18 protein-coding genes and 1 tRNA gene are annotated in these 20849 nt (G+C 39.6%); 12 read left to right on the top strand and 7 right to left on the bottom strand.

Going from position 1 to position 20849, the window contains the following annotated elements:
- Window positions 1-259 precede the first annotated feature (259 nt).
- The 8 genes from R8923_RS13730 to R8923_RS13695 all read left to right on the top strand — a co-directional run bounded on the left by R8923_RS13730 (window position 260) and on the right by R8923_RS13695 (window position 12466).
- The gene (locus R8923_RS13730) at window positions 260-2416 is read left to right on the top strand and encodes a glycoside hydrolase family 3 N-terminal domain-containing protein (RefSeq protein WP_485873321.1); all 2157 of its coding nucleotides are present in this window, start codon (window positions 260-262) and stop codon (window positions 2414-2416) included.
- Window positions 2413-5616, top strand: a complete 3204-nt coding sequence (locus R8923_RS13725; RefSeq protein WP_485873320.1) for a GH36-type glycosyl hydrolase domain-containing protein — start codon at window positions 2413-2415, stop codon at window positions 5614-5616. Before R8923_RS13730 ends, R8923_RS13725 begins: the two co-directional genes overlap by 4 nt.
- A gap of 46 nt (window positions 5617-5662) precedes the next feature.
- Window positions 5663-6622: a LacI family DNA-binding transcriptional regulator gene (locus R8923_RS13720; protein ID WP_485873319.1), complete on the top strand. Its 960-nt coding sequence runs from the start codon at window positions 5663-5665 to the stop codon at window positions 6620-6622.
- Between the two features lie 80 nt (window positions 6623-6702).
- Window positions 6703-7818, top strand: a complete 1116-nt coding sequence (locus tag R8923_RS13715; RefSeq protein ID WP_485873318.1) for a DEAD/DEAH box helicase — start codon at window positions 6703-6705, stop codon at window positions 7816-7818.
- A 79-nt stretch (window positions 7819-7897) separates the two neighbouring features.
- A complete protein-coding gene (locus R8923_RS13710; protein ID WP_485873317.1) occupies window positions 7898-10576 on the top strand; it encodes a sigma-54-dependent transcriptional regulator in 2679 nt (892 codons plus the stop codon).
- A 150-nt stretch (window positions 10577-10726) separates the two neighbouring features.
- Window positions 10727-11041, top strand: coding sequence for a PTS sugar transporter subunit IIB (locus R8923_RS13705; protein WP_485873316.1), 315 nt, complete (start codon window positions 10727-10729; stop codon window positions 11039-11041).
- Window positions 11042-11059: 18 nt separating this feature from the next.
- Entirely contained in the window at window positions 11060-11362 is a 303-nt protein-coding gene (locus R8923_RS13700) for a PTS sugar transporter subunit IIA (protein ID WP_485873315.1), read from the top strand.
- A gap of 21 nt (window positions 11363-11383) precedes the next feature.
- The gene (locus R8923_RS13695; protein WP_485873314.1) at window positions 11384-12466 is read left to right on the top strand and encodes a DUF871 domain-containing protein; all 1083 of its coding nucleotides are present in this window, start codon (window positions 11384-11386) and stop codon (window positions 12464-12466) included.
- Between the two features lie 43 nt (window positions 12467-12509).
- Here the strand turns inward: R8923_RS13695 and R8923_RS13690 are convergent.
- The 5 genes from R8923_RS13690 to R8923_RS13670 form a co-directional block, all read right to left on the bottom strand.
- A tRNA-Arg gene (locus tag R8923_RS13690) sits at window positions 12510-12583 on the bottom strand.
- A gap of 99 nt (window positions 12584-12682) precedes the next feature.
- On the bottom strand, window positions 12683-13690 hold the full coding sequence (gene mreBH / locus R8923_RS13685; protein WP_485873313.1) for a rod-share determining protein MreBH: 1008 nt from the start codon (window positions 13688-13690) through the stop codon (window positions 12683-12685).
- 214 nt (window positions 13691-13904) lie between these two features.
- On the bottom strand, window positions 13905-15158 hold the full coding sequence (locus tag R8923_RS13680; RefSeq protein WP_485873333.1) for an MDR family MFS transporter: 1254 nt from the start codon (window positions 15156-15158) through the stop codon (window positions 13905-13907).
- A gap of 97 nt (window positions 15159-15255) precedes the next feature.
- Window positions 15256-16488, bottom strand: a complete 1233-nt coding sequence (locus tag R8923_RS13675; protein ID WP_485873312.1) for an aminopeptidase — start codon at window positions 16486-16488, stop codon at window positions 15256-15258.
- Window positions 16489-16599: 111 nt separating this feature from the next.
- A complete protein-coding gene (locus R8923_RS13670) occupies window positions 16600-16839 on the bottom strand; it encodes a LapA family protein (protein WP_485873311.1) in 240 nt (79 codons plus the stop codon).
- Between the two features lie 153 nt (window positions 16840-16992).
- On the opposite strand from R8923_RS13670, the gene R8923_RS13665 reads away from it, so the two are divergent.
- Window positions 16993-17352 carry a hypothetical protein gene (locus tag R8923_RS13665; protein ID WP_485873310.1) on the top strand — a complete coding sequence of 120 codons (360 nt, stop codon included), beginning with the start codon at window positions 16993-16995 and terminating at the stop codon, window positions 17350-17352.
- Window positions 17353-17401: 49 nt separating this feature from the next.
- Here the strand turns inward: R8923_RS13665 and R8923_RS13660 are convergent, their stop codons facing one another.
- Window positions 17402-17848 carry a flavodoxin gene (locus tag R8923_RS13660; RefSeq protein WP_088810907.1) on the bottom strand — a complete coding sequence of 149 codons (447 nt, stop codon included), beginning with the start codon at window positions 17846-17848 and terminating at the stop codon, window positions 17402-17404.
- A gap of 201 nt (window positions 17849-18049) precedes the next feature.
- Here R8923_RS13660 and map point away from each other — a divergent pair, with 201 nt between their 5' ends.
- A complete protein-coding gene (map, locus tag R8923_RS13655) occupies window positions 18050-18808 on the top strand; it encodes a type I methionyl aminopeptidase (RefSeq protein WP_485873309.1) in 759 nt (252 codons plus the stop codon).
- 59 nt (window positions 18809-18867) lie between these two features.
- Entirely contained in the window at window positions 18868-19677 is an 810-nt protein-coding gene (locus R8923_RS13650; RefSeq protein WP_485873308.1) for an AAC(3) family N-acetyltransferase, read from the top strand.
- Here R8923_RS13650 and R8923_RS13645 read toward each other — a convergent pair.
- Window positions 19657-19878, bottom strand: coding sequence for a DUF1128 family protein (locus tag R8923_RS13645; RefSeq protein WP_485873307.1), 222 nt, complete (start codon window positions 19876-19878; stop codon window positions 19657-19659). The two genes, R8923_RS13650 and R8923_RS13645, sit on opposite strands and share 21 nt — an antisense overlap.
- Before the next feature lie 104 nt (window positions 19879-19982).
- Between R8923_RS13645 and R8923_RS13640 the strand changes: the two genes are divergently transcribed.
- The gene (locus R8923_RS13640; RefSeq protein ID WP_485873306.1) at window positions 19983-20840 is read left to right on the top strand and encodes a YihY/virulence factor BrkB family protein; all 858 of its coding nucleotides are present in this window, start codon (window positions 19983-19985) and stop codon (window positions 20838-20840) included.
- Window positions 20841-20849 lie beyond the last annotated feature (9 nt).

Here is a 20849-nt window from a genome sequence, read left to right as displayed (position 1 = left end):
AAATGTAATCGGTTTCAACTGTTTTTTCTTAAAAAAGTAAAAAAAGATAAATAAATGGCTATATATAAGGATTTATATAAGGTGAATTTAAAACGGATGTAAAATTTGTTTTTCAGCATTTTAATAGTAGAAAAACAAAAATCGGGTATAAATTCTTGTGAAACAATAAAAATGATTGACTATAAAAAAGAAAGCGCTTATACTGTTGTTATATTTATATAGAAACGTTTCGATTTTAAAAGAAGTTTAGGAGGCCGTTATGAATAATAATCAGTTGGAAGACTTACTTAAAAAAATGACACTTGATGAAAAGATTAGTCAAATGATGCAACTTTCACCGATATTCTTCGAAGGAACTGAAATGCAAGGAGAAATTACTGGACCGATGGAAGAACTCAATTTGACGGAAAGCATCATCCAAAATGCGGGTTCGGTTCTAGGGTCGAGCTCGAAAAAAGATATGCTGCAAATTCAGGAAGCACATATGAAAACAAATCGCCTAGGAATTCCACTTATTTTTATGGCGGATATCATTCACGGGCATAAAACGATTTTTCCTATTCCACTCGCACTCGGCGCATCTTTTAGCGAGGAAATGGCTCGCGAAATGGCACGGGTTTCTGCACTTGAAGCGACAGCAAGCGGGCATCATGTGACGTTTTCGCCAATGGTAGATTTAGTTCGAGATCCGCGCTGGGGACGTGTTATGGAGTCTACAGGGGAAGATCCATATTTGAATAGTCGCCTGGGCGCGGCGATGGTTCATGGTTATCAAGGGGAAAACTTACGGGAAGATTATACACATTTAGCTGCTTGTGTGAAGCATTTTGCGGCATACGGAGCACCGCAAGGAGGACGCGAATATCATACGGTTGATATGAGTAAGCGCGAATTTTACCAAAATTATTTACCGGCTTATAAGGCTGCGCTTGAAGCAGGAGCAAAAATGGTCATGACATCTTTTAATGTGCTTGAAGGCGTTCCGGCAACAATGAACAAATGGCTAAATCGAGACGTTTTGCGGCAGGAACTGGGCTTTTCAGGCGTTTTAATTTCTGATTGGGGTGCGGTGAAAGAAGTCATTAATCATGGAACTGCAGAAGATACGAAAGAAGCTGCAAAAGGCGCTCTTTTAGCAGGCGTGGATCTTGAAATGATGACAGAGTGCTTTATCACTAATCTAAAAGAACTTGTTGAAACAGGTGAAGTGGCAGAAGAGCTACTAGACGAAGCGGTGATGCGCATGCTCGTACTAAAAGAGGAGCTTGGGCTCTTTGAAGATCCTTATCGGGGATTAAAACAGGATTCGCGGGGCGAAGATATTTTGTCTGATAGGAACCGCCAAGTAGCAAGAAGAGTCGCGACTGAATCAGCCGTGCTTCTTAAAAATAATTCTAACATGTTACCCCTTGCTTTAGACAAAAAAATTGCACTCATAGGGCCGCTTGCAGAAAGTAAAGATGTTCTTGGTGGCTGGGTTGTATACGGAGAACAAAAAGATGCGGTATCCATTGCGGATGCCTTTCCGGGTCATTTTAGCGCTACGGAAATTGTATCCACTGACTATGAGCATATTTCGGAAACCGTGTTTCAAAAAGCGGAAGAGGTAGCAAAAAATGCGGACGTTGTCGTTTTATGTGTAGGTGAGAAAAGTGAGTGGAGCGGCGAGGCGGCAAGTCTTGCGACAATTCGTTTACCAGAGGCGCAGTATGAGCTTGCAAAGCGTGTTGCCAAAGCAAATTCAGCAGTTGTAACAGTTTTATTCAACGGACGCCCGCTTGATATTCACGATTTAATCGACCATTCCGAAGCATTCTTAGATGTCTTTTTCCCAGGAACAGAAGCAGGGAACGCCATCTTAGATTTACTAACGGGTGAAGTAAATCCTTCTGGGAAGCTATCAATGACGATACCGCAAACAACAGGGCAAATTCCCATTTTTTATAATGAACTGCGTACAGGACGCCCGAAAACGGAACAAAATGCGGGCGAAAAATATTTGTCACAGTATTTGGATATTCCAAATGAACCGCTATTTCCATTTGGTTTTGGATTAAGTTATACGAATTTTACGCTTAGCGATGTAGAAGTCGCAAATCAAATTGCGCTTTCTGACACACTACATGTCAAAGTGACAGTCCAAAATACGGGCGAATGTGCCGGTAGTGAAGTCATTCAAGTGTATTTACAAGATGTCACGGCGAGTGTCTCACGGCCGCTAAAAGAGCTCAAGGCGTTTCAAAAAGTGCGCCTCGAACCAGGTGAGAAAACGACACTTTCTTTCGCTTTAACAAAAGAGGATTTTTCGTTTTATTTACCAGATTTACGTCGTGTGCAGGAAGCTGGGCTTCATCGTCTGTTTATCGGGACGAGCAGTGTGGATGTGAAAAGTTTTGAGGTTAGGGTGGTTAGATGATTACAATTGGAAAAGGTCAATTTGAAGCAAAATTTTTTGAAACGGGGCACCTGCATGCGCTTTTGTATGACGGGGTGCTAATTAATCAAGTTTTACAGAATCCGCTAGAAACGCGTTTAGGGCAAATTTTCTTGCGTGCAAATGGAGAAAGTTATCCGCTATTAAATGAGGAGGCGACTTTTTCATATCATACGAGTGCGGTTCAATATGCGGGTGTGTTACCTATTGGAAATTACGCTGTGACTTTTCATATCCATGCTGATGGCTGGTTTTATGAAGTGGAAACGGATGTCGCAGGAAGATATGATTTAATTTATATTCAAGATTTGGGGCTTGCTGATGTTGGGGCTGTTAGAACGAATGAGGCATATATGGCGCAATATATTGATTATCATGTACTTGATACAGAGCGCGGGAAGGTTATTTTAACTAGACAAAATCAGCCGCAAGCAGGGAACCAATTTCCGGGCGCCGAGTTTGGTGCTTTAAGTAAAATTACACGCTTTGTGACAGACGGATTTGATTTTTACGGGACGGGTGTCAAGCTTGGGGAAACACCTGAAGGACTTATTCAAGGTCTAAAAAATCGCAAATGGCAGTATGAGATGGCGCTAGTCGGGTTACAGACGGAGCTTTTAGAAGGTAAGGAAAAAACATGCTTTTATGGGCTACTAACACGAAATCAAAAGGAAGCGACTTCATCAGTAGCCTCCAAAGCGAAATTAAACGCGCTTTTTGATGGTTTGGAAGAGAACGATTTTCAAACGGGTGAAAAAATGATATGGCACCACGAACGAAAGTCGGAAGTTAGAGGTGAAACGGCTTCGGCAGATTGGCTTCAGGCGCACTATCCCGTGCGCCAATTTGAAGAACAAGCAGAAAACAAAACGCTAAGCTTTTTTACTCCAGAAAAAACGCATGTTGTTTTAAAGGAAAAAGAACGCCTCGTGGAGCGTGCGCACGGTACAATCTTGCTTGACCAAGTTGACTTGCTGGAACCTTCTGGTACGCTTGCGACAACGGTTTATATGGCGGGTGTATTCCAATCGCATGTGACGCTTGGGAATACGAATATGAATAAATTTAGTTCGCATCAACGAAATGCACTGAATTTGCTACAGACGAGTGGTTTACGAATTTATCTGTGCGGAGTAGACGGGTTACATTTACTTACGATGCCAAGTGTGTTTGAGATGCAACCAAACTGTGCCAAATGGATTTATATTTTAGCAGATGATACGCTCACTGTGGAAACGAAGCTTTCTAGTGGCAGTAAAAAAGTGCTTGTTACGATAACTTCAGAAAAGAACAAAGCGTATGATTTCATGATGACGAATCAGGTCAGCATGGGACCAAATGAATATGAGAATGAGTTCTCACGGCTAGAATCAGACGGCAAACTTATTTATCGGCCGAAAAACAATCCACGGTATCCAGATTTAGCGTATCACATTTCTGGCAATTTTGATGAAGTAACGGATGAACGTTTCATTGCAGATGCAGCAGTTGGCACAGCCGATTTAGATTGCTTTATCTTCAAAGGGAAAGAAAGCGCCCACTTGGAAGTTCAAGCTACATTAGACGGTCAATTTTTTGCTGAGAAAGAAGAAGACTTTGCGAAGTTTTATGATGAATTGCTTTCGCAGCTCAAGCTTTCTCATAGCTCAGATTTTGCTGAAAAGTATAATTTGACGGCTTATTGGTATGCGCACCAAATGTTAATTCACTATGCTTCACCACACGGGCTTGAGCAAGGTAGCGGCGCGGCTTGGGGGACACGTGACGTATCACAGGGACCGTTTGAATTCTTTTTAGCAACAGGACAAAAAGAGGTGCTGCGCCAACTTATTTTAAAAGTATTTTCGCACCAATATGCTGAAACAGGCGACTGGCCACAATGGTTTATGTTTGATGAGTATGTGGATATTCAGCAAGAAGAAAGCCACGGCGACGTCATCGTCTGGCCGCTCAAAATGATAGGCGATTACCTTGCGTTTTCAGGAGACAAAACCATTTTGGAAGAAAGCATTCCGTTTATTTCGGCGAAAACGAAAGGGTACACAGACTTCAACGAAACATTAAAGGCGCACATCGAAAAAGCTGTAGCGACAATTGAAAGTCGCTTTATGAAGGGGACTTCGCTTTCCAATTACGGTGACGGTGACTGGGACGACACACTACAACCGGCAAATAGTGAACTCAAAAAACGGATGGTTTCTAGCTGGACGGTTGCGCTAACGTACCAAGTTATGCAACATTTGGGGGACGAAATGCCAGAAGGAAAACACTATGCGGAGCTTGCAGATGCTATTAAGCGTGATTTTAACCAATATATGCTTGGCTCTACAGATGTCATTCCAGGTTTTATTTACATGAAAGATGAAACGACGGCGGAATTTATGATTCATCCGCAAGATTCGGAGACGAAAATTGATTACCGTCTTATTCCACTAACGAGAAGTGTCATCGCAGAACTTGTGAGTGATGAGCAGCGTAAGAAAAATTTTGATATTATCGAAAAGCATTTGCTCCATCCTGACGGGGTTCGTTTAATGAGTGCACCTGCCCACTATGCAGGCGGTGTGAGTAAGCACTTTAAGCGGGCTGAGCAAGCGGCGAACTTCGGACGTGAGGTCGGTTTGCAATATGTCCACGCGCACATTCGTTATGTTGAATCCCTTGCAAAGATAGGTGATGCACGCGCATTCCGCATGCTAGACGTGATTAATCCGATTCAAATTGCTAAAGTTGTACCAAACGCTGCTACGCGCCAAAGCAACACTTATTTTAGTAGTTCTGATGCGGCTTTCCTTGACCGCTATGCCGCTCAAGATGATTTTGCGAATGTGAAAAAAGGAAACATTCCTGTAAAAGGCGGATGGCGCATCTACTCAAGTGGTCCAGGCATTTACTTGAACCAATTGATTCGCTCTGTTTTAGGTATTCGAGAAACGGAAAATCATTTTGAATTTGATCCTGTTCTGCCGCGGGATTTAGATGGCCTAAAGGCGACAATTGAGCTTTCTGGTCGCTTGTTACACCTCACTTTCAAGATAAGCGAAGAAAAAGGGATCACTTTCGGAGGAGAGACGCGGCGTAAGCTTTTGCGTAATCCTTACAGAGAGGGCGCTCTTTTCATTCTGAAAGAGGAACTTGAAAGAGGTGAACATGAGCTTGAGATTTTGTTTACCAGTATTTAAGAAATTGTGTATAATATAAGAAAATGGCGAAAAGGAAGCGATTTATTTGGTTGGAATTAAAGATATTGCAAAAAAAGCTGGCGTTTCTATATCCACCGTTTCCTATGCGCTTAATGGAAGTTCGAAGGTGACGGAGAAAACTCGGAAACGCATTTTAGCCATTGCGGACGATTTAAATTATGTTCCAAACATGGCGGCACGTACTTTGAAAACGCGCGAAACAAAAATTATTGGCGCCTATTTGGCCAACTACGGCGGCGCCTTTTACGGGCCGCTTCTTGATGGACTCACTGAAACGCTGCGCAAACTAGATTATGAACTTATTGCGCTCAGTGGGGAAAAATCGCAGCGCTTTTTACCGGAAAAAATGATTGATGGCGCTATTATATTAGATGCGACTTTTAAAACGGAAGACATTTTAAAATACGCCAATCGCGGCCACAAAATGGTCGTGCTTGACCGCGAACTTGCGCACCCCAACATACGCCAAGTCCTACTTGATAACAAAGGTGGCGCCACTCTCGCTGTCGATTTCCTAAAAGAAGGGTTTAGTGGTGATTTTTATGTTATCAAAGGACCAGTTGATTCGTTTGACGGCAACGTCCGTTTTGACACCGCGCTTACGGAACTTGCGCGTTTTGATAGCGAAAAAGTTCATGTGATCGAAGGCGATTTTGAAGAAGCTTCCGGCGAACTTGCCGCCGCCCAAATTGTTCGCGAATGGAAACAGCCTGTCTCTATATTTTCGTTAAACGATAATATGGCAATCGGAATGTATCGCTATTTTGCTAAACAAAATTTTGTCATCGGTCGTGACGTGCGCATTATCGGTTTTGATAACCGTGACGTAGGCGCCTATCTAAATCCGCGCCTTTCGACCATCGACTATTCCAAGTACAAATGGGGGGCAGTCGCAGCCGAAAAGCTTGTGAAGTTACTGCAACAAGAAGAAACTGAAAATGAAATCATCTATACTTCGCTCATTCGAGGGGGTTCCGTTGGATAAATGAGGTAAAACCATATGGTTTTACCTCGTTTTTTATGATATGATGAGCTTACTTAATGAATGAAAAAAGGAGCTTTTAAATGCAAAAAATTTGGCAGGAAAAATGGTTGGAACATGAGTACGGGGAACCAACTGATATTCAAACCGCAATTTATGAGCCGCTTCAAAACGGAGACGATGTGATTGCGATTTCTCCGACCGGGACTGGGAAAACAGTTGCCTATACGCTACCAATTCTTGAAAAAATAGAAAAAAAACCACACACGCAGTGGCTCGTTTTGGCTCCAAGCCATGAGCTTGTCATGCAAATTTCAGATACAATTAAAACGTGGGTACCTGAAGGTATCCATGTATTACCAATTATTGGCGGGGCAAACGTCAAACGCCAAATCGAAAAGCTAAAGAAGAAACCGCAAATCATTGTGGCTTCGCCAGGGCGCGCACTAGAACTCATCAAACAAAAGAAAATCAAGATGCATGAAGTCAAAACAATCACGCTTGATGAGGCGGACCAATTGCTACTTGCAGAAAATTTTAAAGCCACAATGGAAATTTTAGCTAGTAGCATGCGCGACAGACAATTGGTCCTCGTTTCGGCAACGAAACTAGACGATTCTGAACAATTTTTTAGACAAACCGAGAAAAAACCGCTTTTCATTGAAGCAACACCTGTTGAGCGTGCGAATGAGAACGTATCGCACCTTTACATGGAAGTCGAAAACCGGGACAAAGCTACCCTCATCCGTAGGCTTGAGCACGTTCCAAATATGCGTGCCTTAGTCTTCGTTCGCGATAAACCGAGAATGGATATTTTGTTAGAAAAACTCGCGTATGACGGGGTGAAGGCGGCCGGAATTCATGGCGACATTCGCCGTGATGTGCGAAAAAAAACATTGCAAGCTTTTAAAAAGGCTGAACTAAATTTTCTTATTGTGACCGATGTGGCAGCAAGAGGTTTAGATATCCCAGACTTACCATATGTAATTCATTATGATTTGGCAAAAACAGCAAAAGAATATGTGCATCGTTCTGGACGAACTGGTCGTATGGGAAAAACTGGAATTGTAATCAGTTTTGTAAATGAAAGAGAAACAAGAACGCTCAAGCAATATTTAAAAGGCATAAATCAAACTGGAGAGCTTGTTCGTTTCTATAAGGGAAAACTTATGCCTGGTGTAGCACCAAAGAAAAAGTAGGCACTTTTTCAACAACTTGAAAGGCGCTTACAAAAACGAGTATAATAAGGATGAATGAGTTTTTAAAGGAGCGAAGGGCATGTCAAGTAGAAAAAATGAAGTATTACGACATTTAAATGCGATGAATCAAAAAGTTTCGGCTGGCGATGTCGCTAGTGAACTAGGTATGGACCGAGCAAATGCCAGTCGATACTTGAATGACCTATTTAAAGAAAATAAAATTGAAAAATTACCTGGCAAACCAGTTTTTTATCAAGCTTTAAAAATAGAGAATGAACATGAAACGAGCTCAAATGAAACGAGTGCTTTCGACCGTTTGATTGGTGCAAGTGACAGCTTAAAAGTAAGCATTCAACAAGCTAAGGCAGCTATTTTATATCCTCCGCATGGTCTTCATACACTTATTTTAGGAAAAACAGGGACTGGGAAATCGCTTTTTGCAGAATGTATGTATCATTTTGCGAAAGAGTCTTCCATGATTCCAAAAACGGCTCCATTTGTTTCTTTTAACTGTGCTGACTATGCACAAAACCCGCAACTTTTGTTCGGTCAAATTTTTGGTGTTTTAAAAGGCGCCTATACAGGTGCTGAGGAAACACGTTCAGGCTTACTCGCAAAAGCTGACGGAGGGGTTCTCTTTTTAGATGAAATTCATCGTCTACCACCAGAAGGACAAGAAATGCTCTTTACCTTTATTGATAAGGGGGAGTATCGTCCGCTTGGTGAAAGTTCAAAAGTGCATACCGCACAGGTACAAATTATTGGGGCGACAACGGAATCGCCAGACAATTTCCTTCTTGAAACATTCACAAGACGGATTCCAATGACAATCACACTGCCAGCACTTTCAGAACGCAATTTGGAAGAGCGTTATCAATTGATTGAATTTTTCTTAAAACAAGAAGCTCGCCGTTTAAATCAGCCCATTCGCGTGCATCGTCAAGCTTTAATTGCTTTTTTACTTTATCATGCAAGCGCCAACGTGGGACAATTGCAACGTGACCTAAAATTGGCGTGTGCGAAAGCGTTCTTACATTATAAAACGAAAGCGACAAACTACATTTTAATCGAACAGGATGATTTACCTATTCATGTGCAAAAAGGTTTATTGCATATGAAAGACGAGCCTGAGAAGTTAAATCGTCTCATTGATGTGAATAAAACAATTTTTAAATTTGCTGACGCTGGTGAAGAGAGTGTAGCGAAATATATGGACGTAAACGATGTCTATCAAGCCATTCAAGAGCGCGCAGATGAACTAATTAAAGAAGGTAAAAACCAGTCGGAACTTGAGGAAGCCCTCTATGTTGATGTCGACCAATATTTTCACGATTATATGGTACAACTGCCAACACAGCAAATGGCAAAAGAAATTGTTGTTCCGGAAGTTTGGCGTCTTACTGAGCGTGTTTATGAAGTGGCAACAAATCGTCTAGAGCGACAATACAATGACAAAATGCGTTTTGCTTTTGCGCTTCATCTCCAAAGCACAATTGAACGAATTCGTGAGCAAAAGCATATCATCCATCCAGATTTAAATAACGTACGTAAAAAATATCCGAAAGAATTCCAGGTTGCTATTGATATTTCTACTTTAATTGAGCAGGAACTAGGCATTGAAATTCCATTTGATGAAATTGGTTTCTTAACGATGTTTTTAACAGCAGAAGTGGTTGAGTCAATGTTTGTCAGTGAATCACAAGTTGAAGTTTTAGTTTTAATGCACGGACGTTCAGCAGCAACAAGTATGGTGGAAACTGTGCAAGAGCTTCTAAGTATTGAAAGTGGTACGGCGATTGATATGCCACTTTCGATGGAAGTAAAGACAATGTATGAAAAAGTGAAAAAAATTGTTGTGAAACTTGATCCACAAAAAGGTGTACTCATTCTTTCAGATATGGGGTCCCTTGCTTCTTTTGGAAATATGTTAACAGAAGAGCTTGGTGTTCGGACAAAAACGGTCACGATGGCTAGCACACCTGTTGTCCTTGAAGCAATTCGAAAGGCTTCACTTGGCAGGGGTCTCGAAGATATTTATCAAAGTTGTCAGCAACTGTTCGAAAATAAGTATAAAGCACAAATTTTACGAGCAAAACCCGCTAAAAATGCAGTTATTTTTACTTGCTTTACCGGGGAAGGAGTTGCTGAACAACTTCGTTTACGCGTGGAGCCACTTATTGATCAAACCAAAGTGGAAATTATTGTACTACAGTTTCTGCATAAAGAAGCATTCCGTGAGCGAATCGATCAGCTGATGGAGGAGTATAATATTTTAGCTATCATGGGTTCTGTTGAATTCCAATACCGAGATATTCCCTTTTTCAGCGCGCTGGAAGTATTCTCTGATGGCGGTATAGACATCATTAAGCGAATCTTAAATGATGAAGTACCTTATGAAAAATTAATTGCTTCTTTAAACGGAAATTTAACCGCTGTTGAATCAGCAGAAGAACTTGTCTATTTCTTACGGAAAATTATTTCTGAGCTACAAATTCAGCTTAATTTAATTTTAGAACCAGGGGTCGACATTGGCATGATTTTACATCTGGCATTCTTAATTGAACGAATGCGTCTTGGCGCTGTTGACCGTGAGTTTCCAGATTTTAATGAGTTCGCAAAAAACCATCTAGTGGAGATGCAAGTCACTCAACAGATGATGGAAAATGTAGAGCGAGAGTACAATATTACCATTCCACAATCCGAAATCGCCTACCTCACACAAATGATGCTGGCTAACCGGATTGGTGCTGCGGACTAAAAGTATGCTGAAGTGTGTAGGAAACTACACACTTTCATTGTTTTTGTGTAATGGAAAAAGAAGATAAAGCGGTCATTTAAAAATAACGAGATTGGCATGAAACTTGCATCTTAATAGGTCGATGCTAAATTTCGATTTCGGAGGGTTAACATGAAAAAAATTATGCTCATTTGTTCTGCAGGAATGTCAAGCAGTTTACTTGTGAAAAGAATGATTGAGGCAAGCGCTGAACGAAACATTGACACAGAAGTACTTGCTGTTGCTGAGGCTGATGTTCATAAACATATTCAAGATACAGATGCTGTTTTACTCGCACCGCAAGTTCGTTTTTTAGCTAAAAATTTAAAGAAAAAATTAGATCCACTTGAAATACCGGTTGAGATAATTGACAGCATTGACTTTGGAACCATGGACGGGAACAAAGTATTAGACCAAGCATTTCGAATGATGCAAGCGGATAATTAAAGAAAAGGACGTGTTGAAATGGAATTAGAACAAACGATTATGGGACTTATTGTTTTTGGAGGCAATGCAAAAAGCGATGCCATGCTCGCAATTGATGCAGCAAAAAAAGGGGATTTTGAAAAAGCTAACGAACAAATCAAATTAGCGGAGGAAGCTTTGTTAGAGGCACACCATTCACAAACGGCTTTAATCCAAGGAGAGGCGCGCGGTGAAAAGACAGAGGTATCGCTGTTACTTGTACACGCACAAGACCACTTGATGAATGCGATTACGTTTAAAGACTTGGCAAAAGAGATTGTTGAACTATATCGTACAAAATAAGAGGAGAGAAGGTTTTTGACTATGAGAAAATTAGGAATTTCGGTTTTCCCGCAACATGTGGCATTGGAAGACTCACTTCAATATATTGAAACGGCTGCTAAATACGGTTTCAGTCGTATTTTTACATGTTTAATTTCGGCGAATGATAAAGAAGAGTTTGCGAAATTAGAAACCATTTGCAAACGTGCAAATGAACTCGGATATGAAGTGATTGCTGACGTGGATCCGACTGTTTTTGAGTCACTTAACATTACGTATCAACAACTTGATCGTTTTAAAGAACTTGGATTATCGGGTTTGCGTCTTGATTTAGGATTTTCTGGTGCTGAGGAAGCTGCCATGAGTTTTGATGATAACGATTTAATGATTGAATTAAATATTAGTAATGGAACACGTTATGTTGAAAACATTTTATCTTATAAAGCGAATGTTTCAAATATCATTGGCTGTCACAATTTTTATCCGCGACGCTATACAGCACTTTCTCGTGAGCATTTCTTGCGTACAAGTAAACAATTTAAAGATTTGAATTTAAGAACAGCCGCTTTTGTTTCTTCAAATATTGGTGAATATGGTCCGTGGTTTGTTGTAGACGGAGGACTTCCAACGCTTGAAGAACATCGCGGTATGGATATTACGGTTCAAGCAAAAGATTTATGGAATACGGGTTTAATTGACGATGTAATTGTAGGGAACATGTTTGCCTCAGAAGAGGAGCTAAAGGCACTCGGCGAATTAAATCGCAACGAATTACAAATCGCAGTTGAATTTTTACCAGAAACGACTGATGTTGAAAAAGAAATTGTGTTGACGCAAAAACACTTTAACCGTGGGGACGTCTCCGCTTATGTTATCCGCTCAACGATGACACGTGTAAACTTTAAAACACATGATTTCCCAGCTCATGATACGGAAAAACTTGCTTTAGGTGATGTGACAATCGACAATAATGGCTACGAGCGTTACAAAGGCGAAATGCAAATTGCACTCCAAGAGATGGAAAACTCAGGAAATACGAATATCGTGGCACGTGTCGTTCCAGAAGAACGCTATTTGCTTGAAAATATTCTTCCTTGGCAACATTTTCGTTTGGTGGAGAAATAAGCAAAAAAAGTGGTCGCGCGTGCGACCACTTTTTTAAATAAAATGTCCTGAGAGGGAATCGAACCCACGACCTACAGCTTAGGAGGCTGTCGCTCTATCCTACTGAGCTATCAGGACAAAAGCCCAATGAATTTATTCTATCAAACTAAGAGCAAGTTGACAAGAGAATAAAAAAATGCGTGTGAACCATATTGAAACTAGGTTCACACGCGTTTTTTATTTTCCAACTAGCTTATCCAATTTTTCAATATACTCAAGTGATTTTCCCGTGCCAATCGCAACCGATTCCATCGGACTTGGCGCCATATGTACCGGAACATCGATTTGTTTCACAAGCCATTCTTGTAAACCTTGAATAAGTGCCCCGCCACCAGTTAACACAATGCCGCGGTCTACAATATCACCACTTAATTCTGCCGGGCATTTCTCAAGTGTTAGACGAATCGCTTCTAAAACGCGATTTAGAAGTTCAGAAATGGCATCTTGAATTTCATTTGAGGAAATCTCCACCACTTTTGGAAGGCCAGTAAGTAAGTCACGACCACGAACTTCCATTGTTTTTTCTGCATGAGGAATTGGGGCGTAACCGAGATTCATCTTGACGCGTTCGGCCGTAGATTCACCAATTAAAACGTTATACGTTTTACGGATGTACGCAATAATTTCTTCGTCGATATGGTCGCCGCCAGTTCGAATGGAGGTGCTAGATACGACACCGCCGTAAGAAATAATCGCAATTTCAGTTGTTCCGCCACCAATGTCGACAATGGTGTTCGCAAGTGGCTCATCTACAGGGAGGTCAGAACCAATTGCCGCAGCTACAGGCTCCTCGATTAAAACGACAGAGCGTGCGCCCATGCTACTAACAGCATCCGTAATCGCACGGCGTTCCACGGAAGTTGCGCCTGTTGGTGTGCAAACAATCACTTTCGGTTTTTTAAATCCACCGCCTGCTGCATTAATTCGCCTCATAATCTCTTGAAGTAGGCCGCTAGTAATATCAAAATCTGCAATCACTCCATCTCGCATTGGCCGTACCGCAACGATAGACGCAGGTGTTTTTCCAATCATATTTTTAGCTTCTGTTCCAATTGCTAAAACTTGTTTCGTATGTGTGTCTAAAGCTACCACAGAAGGTTCGTTTAAAATAATACCTTTTGATTTGCTATAAACAAGGATATTCGCTGTACCTAAATCAATCCCAATAGTTGTACTCCCAAACATTTTAACACCTAACTTTCCTTAACAATAATACTCGGCACAAAAGGCCCTATGGAACAGTATAAAGTAAATTCCTACACGAAGCACAAAATTGAGCCTTATGATAAGAAAAGTTAATCAGAACCATTTCTTTTTTTGAAGAAAGTAAATTCGCCGTAATCTCTGTAATAAAAAACATATCGCGACCATCGTTTAAAATTCGACTGCCGCAATATGTTTAAAGTTGTGTTTTTTCATATTGAACATACATGACGTAATAAATCAGCCCACTAATAAAAGCTAAACTTGCAATAAGTGCAAAGGTATAAAAGTACCCAATGAATGTGGCAAGTGTAATTGCAAGTGGCGCAATGACTTTTCCTAGCGTATATCTAAGACCCGCCGCTGAAAAATACATGGCGCGCTTGTCTTCTGGTGCTAGCTTAGAAACGAAATTTTGCTGAATACCTACCGTCATAAGTTCGGCAAAACTAAATAGAATAATTGCGAAAATGGCGCCCATTGCACCTGTCGAAAGTGAAAAGCATAAAATGGCAATGCCATATAGGAACGAGGAATTCATAAAGACAAATTTTTCCTTGTAACGCGTCATCCAGCGTGTCATAAAAACAGTAAGTGCCGCAACGCAAAAGCCGTTAATAGATACGACGACGCCAAATAATTCTTCGCCGCTAAGCGAGATACTAAACAAGCTTGATGCACCAATGACTTCTTTAATATATAACGGGAACAAAAGGTCAAGTTGCATGAAGGATTGCGAAATAATAACACCAGCTAGAATGTAAAGGAAAAATATTTTATCTTTGAAAATTAATTTGTAATTTTTAATTTGCTCAAGTAACACCGTCAAAATATTTTTGCTCGCTTGTTCTTTTCTTAATACTGGGTTTAGCGCGAGCGGCGCCGTTTCATGACCAAATTTTTGCAAAAGAAAGAGCAGTACAATATCAAAAAATGTAATCGAAAGTAGCGTTTGAACAGTAAAGCTATTGAAGACAACAGCTCCAATGATTGGCCCAATGACAACAGCGATATTAATCATCATGTAGAACACTGAATAAACATGGCTACGATGCTCCGGGGATACGACGTCAGCAATCATCGCCTGACTTGCCGGTTGGTAAAAGGCCATAAAAATACTCGCAACTGTAAAGCCAAAAAAGCTAAGATACGGGGAGTCAACAAATGAAAGTGCACCAATCGCAAAAATTAAAAAGCCAATCCCCTCACCAACAACAGAAATGCTCATCATCCTTTTTCGCCCGTAAACATCCGCAAAATAGCCACCAAGTAACGCAGTAATAACAGCCAAAAGCTGTGAAACAATAAGAAGCAAACTCGTCGTTTGTCGCCCAATCGCTTCTGAAAAATATAAGGTTAAAAAAGGGAACACTGTCCAAAAAGAAATATCAAGCAGTGCTTCCCCGAAAAGGCGCACCTTTAAATTAATATCCCATGTAGAAAATTTCATCATATACCTTCTTTCTCTGTTTAAAATAAAAGAAGCCCCTCCCGAAATTGCTAGCAGGAGGGAGCTTTTACGCGGTATATGTTATAAGAAAAGGATTTTAAAATGCCCAGTCGCCATTACGGAATACAGGAATCGTTTCACCTGATTTTGTAATGCCATCAATGTTCATTTTATCAGAACCAATCATGAAATCGACATGCGTTAAACTCGTGTTAACACCTCGTGCGTCAAGTTCCTCACGACTCATGTTTTCACCGTTTTTAATGTTGAATGCATAGGCGCTTCCGATTGCTAAATGGTTTGAAGCATTTTCATCAAATAACGTATTATAGAATAAAATACCACTTTGAGAAATAGGGGACGGATCCGGAACAAGTGCAACTTCACCTAAATAGTGAGAGCCTTCATCTGTATTTACTAAATCTTGTAAAATTTCCTGTCCTTTTTCAGCTTCAACATTTACAATACGACCGTTTTCAAAAGTAAGCTTAAAGTTATCAATCACGTTTCCAGAATAACTTAGTGGTTTTGTACTAGAAACATAACCTTTTACACTTGTTTTTTCTGCGCAGCAGAAAACTTCTTCAGTCGGCATGTTTGCCATAAATTCATGACCTTTTGCATTATAACTACCAGCACCAACCCAAACATGGTCTTCCGGTAAACCAATATAAAGATCAGTTCCCGGAGCTGTATAGTGTAATGTTTTAAATTGCTTTTCATTTAATTCATTTGCTTTAGCGTTTAAAGTAGAATCGTGTTTTTTCCAAGTTTCAATGGGGTTTTCCGTATTAATACGTGTTGTTTCAAAAATAGTTTCCCAAAGTTTTGGAACTTGTTCATCAAGTGGTAAATCAGGAAACACTTTTTGTGCCCATCCTAGAGAAGCAGCCGCTACAACGGTCCAGCTTACAACATTTGCCATCGTAAGTTCGCGGAATTCGCTAAGTGCTTGTCCCATTACTTTTTGATTTGCAGAAATTTTTTCACCAGGCACACCTTTAAGTAAATCGGGATCTTCTGAAACAATTGAAATAAAGCAAGCGCCTTCCTTAGCTAGCTCAGTTCGCTCTTGTACTCGGTGACTAGGAGCCGTTTCAAAAACAGAAAGTGGAGCATGGTTATAACGCTCAAGAGTGATTGTTTCATCTGTCCAGTTTACAATGACATCCATTGCACCTGCTTCAAATGCATGTTTCGTAATTAAACGAGTAAGAGGAGCGGATTCAACACCAGAAGCAATCACAACTTTTTGATTTGGCTGAACATTCACACCAACTTTAACAACTAGTTCAGCGTACTTGTCTAACTTTTCATTAAATTTTGTCACAATATATCACACCTATCTTTTTTCAATAAGATAATAGTAGCTCAAAATCACTGGGAAAGCAATGATTGCGCAAAAAAACCTGCACATTTTTATATTGTACAGGTTAATCTACTATTTTTTTCTGAAATAACTAAAGCCAAACATGATTAAAGCACCAATTAATGTGGAAAATAAAATCACGAGTACTAACGGCATTTCGACATGCATAAAAATAAAGTTTACACGAACCTTTTCGGCATTCACAGCTGCAAAAATAATAATAAAAACAACTAAAATTGCACTAACAATTAGTTTAACAGGAACTGGCTTCTTCGCATTCGTTTTTTTAGGTGTTGCTTGATCATTTGCCATCTCAATCCCTCCTTCTCAATTATAATAAGTAATAATCAAGGAAAAAACAAACGATATGAATAAATTTGACAATATTTTGAACTTTTCATCGAACGTATTTTTTTTTACATAAAAATTGGTATAATGTATGTAAAAAAAGAAGATGGGGAATTTATGAGAATTTTTATTGCAGTGTTGTCATTTATAGTTGCTGTTACGGGTTTTATTTTTCAGATAAATACTCAAAATGTTGTATTAGTTAACATTTTTAGTGTTTCTGCAGAAGAAATGGGACGGTTTGGCTACGTGTGTTCAGGGCTTATGGTTAGCGCGAGTATTTTATACATATTGGGAAGAAATAATCGCTATTTAAGTTTAAGTGCTGTTGTTATTTGGGGAGTGCTTGCGATAGCAGGCTTTTTTATCGAACCAGGTTATCAGTCAATTTTATTTATTCGTCCTATTACATGCGCAATATGTATCATTTTAGCTTTATTTGTATTCATTCCATCATTTAAAAATCAAAATCAATAGTAAACAAAAGAACTAAGCATTTGCTAGCTTAGTTCTTTTATCTAGATTTTTAGCCTAAAAGCACATCGACATATGTTTTAGCATAAGCTTCGGCGCGTTCAACATCTTCCTCATCTGGGTCTAAATCTACTTTTAGACCAGCAACAGGGACGGTTGCACCTTGTTCTTTTAATCGGGTTTCAACAAGATCGACTGTTAAGCAAAACTCATCATAAAATGTATCCCCCGATCCAAATGAGGCACAAACTTTTCCGGAAAAGTCTACATCCGCCATATCTTCATAAAAATCAACAAATTCATCTGGAAGCTGACCGTCATCATACGTATATCCGCCGATAAGTGCTCCGTCATAATCGAGCAAATCTTCCGGTTCAACGTTAATACACTCTTCAATCTCAACTTCAATATCATATTTTTCTAATTCTTCACCTAAGATGTCCGCAATTTCTTGAGTGTTTCCAGTCATACTTGCATAAACAATCATCACTTTTGCCATCTTCTAACCACCATTTTCTAAAATTTTTGTGAACAGCTATTCATAATGTGAAAAAATGGATAGCTTGATAAAGTTTTCACCAATAACTCTATTATAAATGTTCGATGAAATTGTGCAACCTTTTTTATAGAATACTTTATTTTATGATAGTAGGAGGTTATAATAAAGAATAGTGGATTTTTTAGGGAGGATGAAAACGAAATGATTACACTTAAATCACGCCGCGAAATTGACGAAATGAAACGTGCTGGTGATATTTTAGTTGCCACACATCAAGAAATCGCGAAATTAATTCGACCAGGTATTACAACTTGGGATATTGAAGTGTTTACAGAAAAGTTTTTAAAAAGCCAAGGAGCTACTCCAGAGCAAAAAGGCTTTGAAGGATATGAATATGCAACATGTGCAAGTATTAACGATGAAATTTGTCATGGTTTTCCGCGCAAAACACCTTTAAAAGAAGGTGATATTGTGACGGTCGATATGGTTGTGAATTATCACGGAGCGCTTGCAGATTCAGCATGGACGTATGCTGTTGGTGAAGTAAGCGATGAGGTGAAACATCTAATGGAAGTAACACGTAAATCACTTTATCTTGGAATTGAACAAGCTAAAATTGGAAATCGAATTGGAGATATTGGCCATGCCATTCAAACATATGTTGAGAGTGAAAATTTAAGTGTCGTGCGTGATTTCATCGGCCATGGTGTCGGTCCAACTTTACATGAAAAACCAGAAGTTCCACATTACGGAGAGCCTGGAAAGGGACCGCGCTTAAAAGAAGGTATGGTTATTACAATTGAACCAATGGTGAATATAGGGGGTTGGCGTGCCAAAATGGATGACAACGGCTGGACAGCACGAACTGTTGATGGCTCGCTTTCTGCACAATATGAACATACTATTGCCATTACAAAAAACGGACCAGAAATTCTAACGTATCAAGGTGAAAACGACTAAAGGTTAAAAACTGCAACATAAATTGTGTTGCAGTTTTTTTTAAAGAAAGAAGGGGAAATATGGGAGAGAAGCTTACGATTCAAAGAACAAAAGAGCCGTTCACAAAAGAACGACTCATAAATGAATTTAGAAAAGCTGGCATAAAAGCTCAGGATACAATTATTTTTCACGCTTCTTTGTCACAAGCTGGCTGGATTTGCGGGGGTGCGATTACCCTTATCGATGCACTGCAAACCGTCATCACTACAAAAGGAACGATTGTCATGCCTGCTCAAACAGGAGGCCTATCCGACCCAGAAAATTGGCAAAATCCGCCAGTACCAAAAGAATGGTGGGAAGAAATTAGAAAGACAATGCCAGTCTTTGATGCAAACCGCACGCCAAGCTACAAAATGGGGGTTATTGCAGAAACATTCCGAGCGCTTCCAGAGGTGTCGCGAAGCAATCACCCTTTTTATTCCTTCACTGCCTGGGGGAAAGACGCAACAAAAATTCTTGAAAACCACTCTTTAGAACACGGTTTTGGGGAAAATTCTCCTTTAGGAAAGCTGTATCAAATAGCGGGGAGTAAAATCGTTTTGTTTGGTGTTGATAATGATTCAAACACATCGCTTCATCTGGCGGAAGAGCGTTCAAACAAAGTGGCGAATAAAATGAACCGAGCGACACTGCTGAAAAACAATGCGCGGGTTGTTCAAACGTTTGAAGAAAAGGATTATAATAGCGAAGCGTTCTTAAAAATTGGCGAAGTTTTTGAAAAAGAAAAAGGGAGTCACAAAAAAGAAATTGCGCTCGCCCCGTCTAAAATATTTGATTTAAAAGAATTTGTTGATTTTGCGGAAAACTACTTAAATACGAATGAAGCTTAATTCTTCAGCAAATAATTGCATTTCCCTAGGGCTAATCAATTTTTTGCGATGAATTAAAGTATATAAATCAAGTAATTTATCATAATGTATGCTCTCAAGTTTCAAATTTTCAAAAACACCACTATTTACCATTTTTAATTTAGACGTAATCTCTTTTAACATAAAATCCACATTTTCTTGAGAGGGATTTTCTAAATTCATACTACTTGGCCCCTTTTTACTCGTAATAAAAAGCATTTTATCATAAAATAGCATGGTGTGCGAGTGTTAAAGGTATCGAAAAATGATTGAAAGGAGGAATTTTTATGGTGAAAAAGCTAATGAGGCACCCGCTTTATCGTTTTATCCGAATTATTGCCGAACGTTTTGGAAAAAATGATGTTTCTGGAAGCGCTGCTCAGCTCGCCTATTATATGCTTTTTTCAATCTTTCCAATGCTTTTAATTGCTGCGACTTTACTCGCTTATTTAAATATCGATAAAGATGCTGTTTTTAATTTAATTCAGGAATTTGCCCCAGAAGAAATTATTAAGTTTTTGGAAAGCAATTTAGATTCACTACTGACAAACCGAAATGGTGGTTTGTTATCAATTGGGATTATTGGTACACTTTGGTCAGCTTCAAATGGTATGAATGCTGTTACAAAAGCACTTAACAAAGCATATAGCGTAAGTGATAGGCGCAATTATTTTATTAAGCGTTTTGTATCAATGATTTTTACACTCGCGATGTTAGCGACGATTGCAATTACTTTGATTTTACTCGTATTTGGTCAACAAATTGGCTTGTTTATTTTTGATCACCTACACGCCTCACCAGAAGTTATGGATTTTTGGAATAATATTCGTTGGTTAGTAACGGTTGTTGTTATTTTTGTTGTATTTACTTTTTTATATTGGGTTGCACCAGCGAAACGAAATCATTTGTTTAAAATCTTACCAGGCGCTCTTTTTTCAACAGTCGGATGGTCGCTTACCTCAATGGGTTTTGCATACTATGTCAATAACTTTGCGAACTACTCGGCTACTTACGGCAGCATCGGGGTTATTATTATTTTAATGTTATGGTTCTACCTAACAGGCATAATTTTAATGATTGGTGGCGAAATTAATGCGACACTTTTAATTTTAAGGCGACGAAAGATAGCTGGCGAAATGAATTAAAAAAAAGCT

The organism is Listeria tempestatis, from assembly GCF_963575625.1.
GTDB classification, from domain to species: domain Bacteria; phylum Bacillota; class Bacilli; order Lactobacillales; family Listeriaceae; genus Listeria; species Listeria tempestatis.
Note: the sequence above shows the minus strand (reverse complement) of the source record. Positions and strands in the feature narration are given on the sequence as shown.

Coding starts and splice junctions, on each gene's coding strand:
- R8923_RS13730 (WP_485873321.1), top strand. CDS start 260: ATGAATAATAATCAGTTGGAAGACTTACTTAAAAAAATGACACTTGAT.
- R8923_RS13725 (WP_485873320.1), top strand. CDS start 2,413: ATGATTACAATTGGAAAAGGTCAATTTGAAGCAAAATTTTTTGAAACG.
- R8923_RS13715 (WP_485873318.1), top strand. CDS start 6,703: ATGCAAAAAATTTGGCAGGAAAAATGGTTGGAACATGAGTACGGGGAA.
- R8923_RS13710 (WP_485873317.1), top strand. CDS start 7,898: ATGTCAAGTAGAAAAAATGAAGTATTACGACATTTAAATGCGATGAAT.
- R8923_RS13705 (WP_485873316.1), top strand. CDS start 10,727: ATGAAAAAAATTATGCTCATTTGTTCTGCAGGAATGTCAAGCAGTTTA.
- R8923_RS13700 (WP_485873315.1), top strand. CDS start 11,060: ATGGAATTAGAACAAACGATTATGGGACTTATTGTTTTTGGAGGCAAT.
- R8923_RS13695 (WP_485873314.1), top strand. CDS start 11,384: ATGAGAAAATTAGGAATTTCGGTTTTCCCGCAACATGTGGCATTGGAA.
- mreBH (WP_485873313.1), bottom strand. CDS start 13,690: ATGTTTGGGAGTACAACTATTGGGATTGATTTAGGTACAGCGAATATC.
- R8923_RS13680 (WP_485873333.1), bottom strand. CDS start 15,158: ATGAAATTTTCTACATGGGATATTAATTTAAAGGTGCGCCTTTTCGGG.
- R8923_RS13670 (WP_485873311.1), bottom strand. CDS start 16,839: ATGGCAAATGATCAAGCAACACCTAAAAAAACGAATGCGAAGAAGCCA.
- R8923_RS13665 (WP_485873310.1), top strand. CDS start 16,993: ATGAGAATTTTTATTGCAGTGTTGTCATTTATAGTTGCTGTTACGGGT.
- R8923_RS13660 (WP_088810907.1), bottom strand. CDS start 17,848: ATGGCAAAAGTGATGATTGTTTATGCAAGTATGACTGGAAACACTCAA.
- map (WP_485873309.1), top strand. CDS start 18,050: ATGATTACACTTAAATCACGCCGCGAAATTGACGAAATGAAACGTGCT.
- R8923_RS13650 (WP_485873308.1), top strand. CDS start 18,868: ATGGGAGAGAAGCTTACGATTCAAAGAACAAAAGAGCCGTTCACAAAA.
- R8923_RS13645 (WP_485873307.1), bottom strand. CDS start 19,878: ATGAATTTAGAAAATCCCTCTCAAGAAAATGTGGATTTTATGTTAAAA.
- R8923_RS13640 (WP_485873306.1), top strand. CDS start 19,983: ATGGTGAAAAAGCTAATGAGGCACCCGCTTTATCGTTTTATCCGAATT.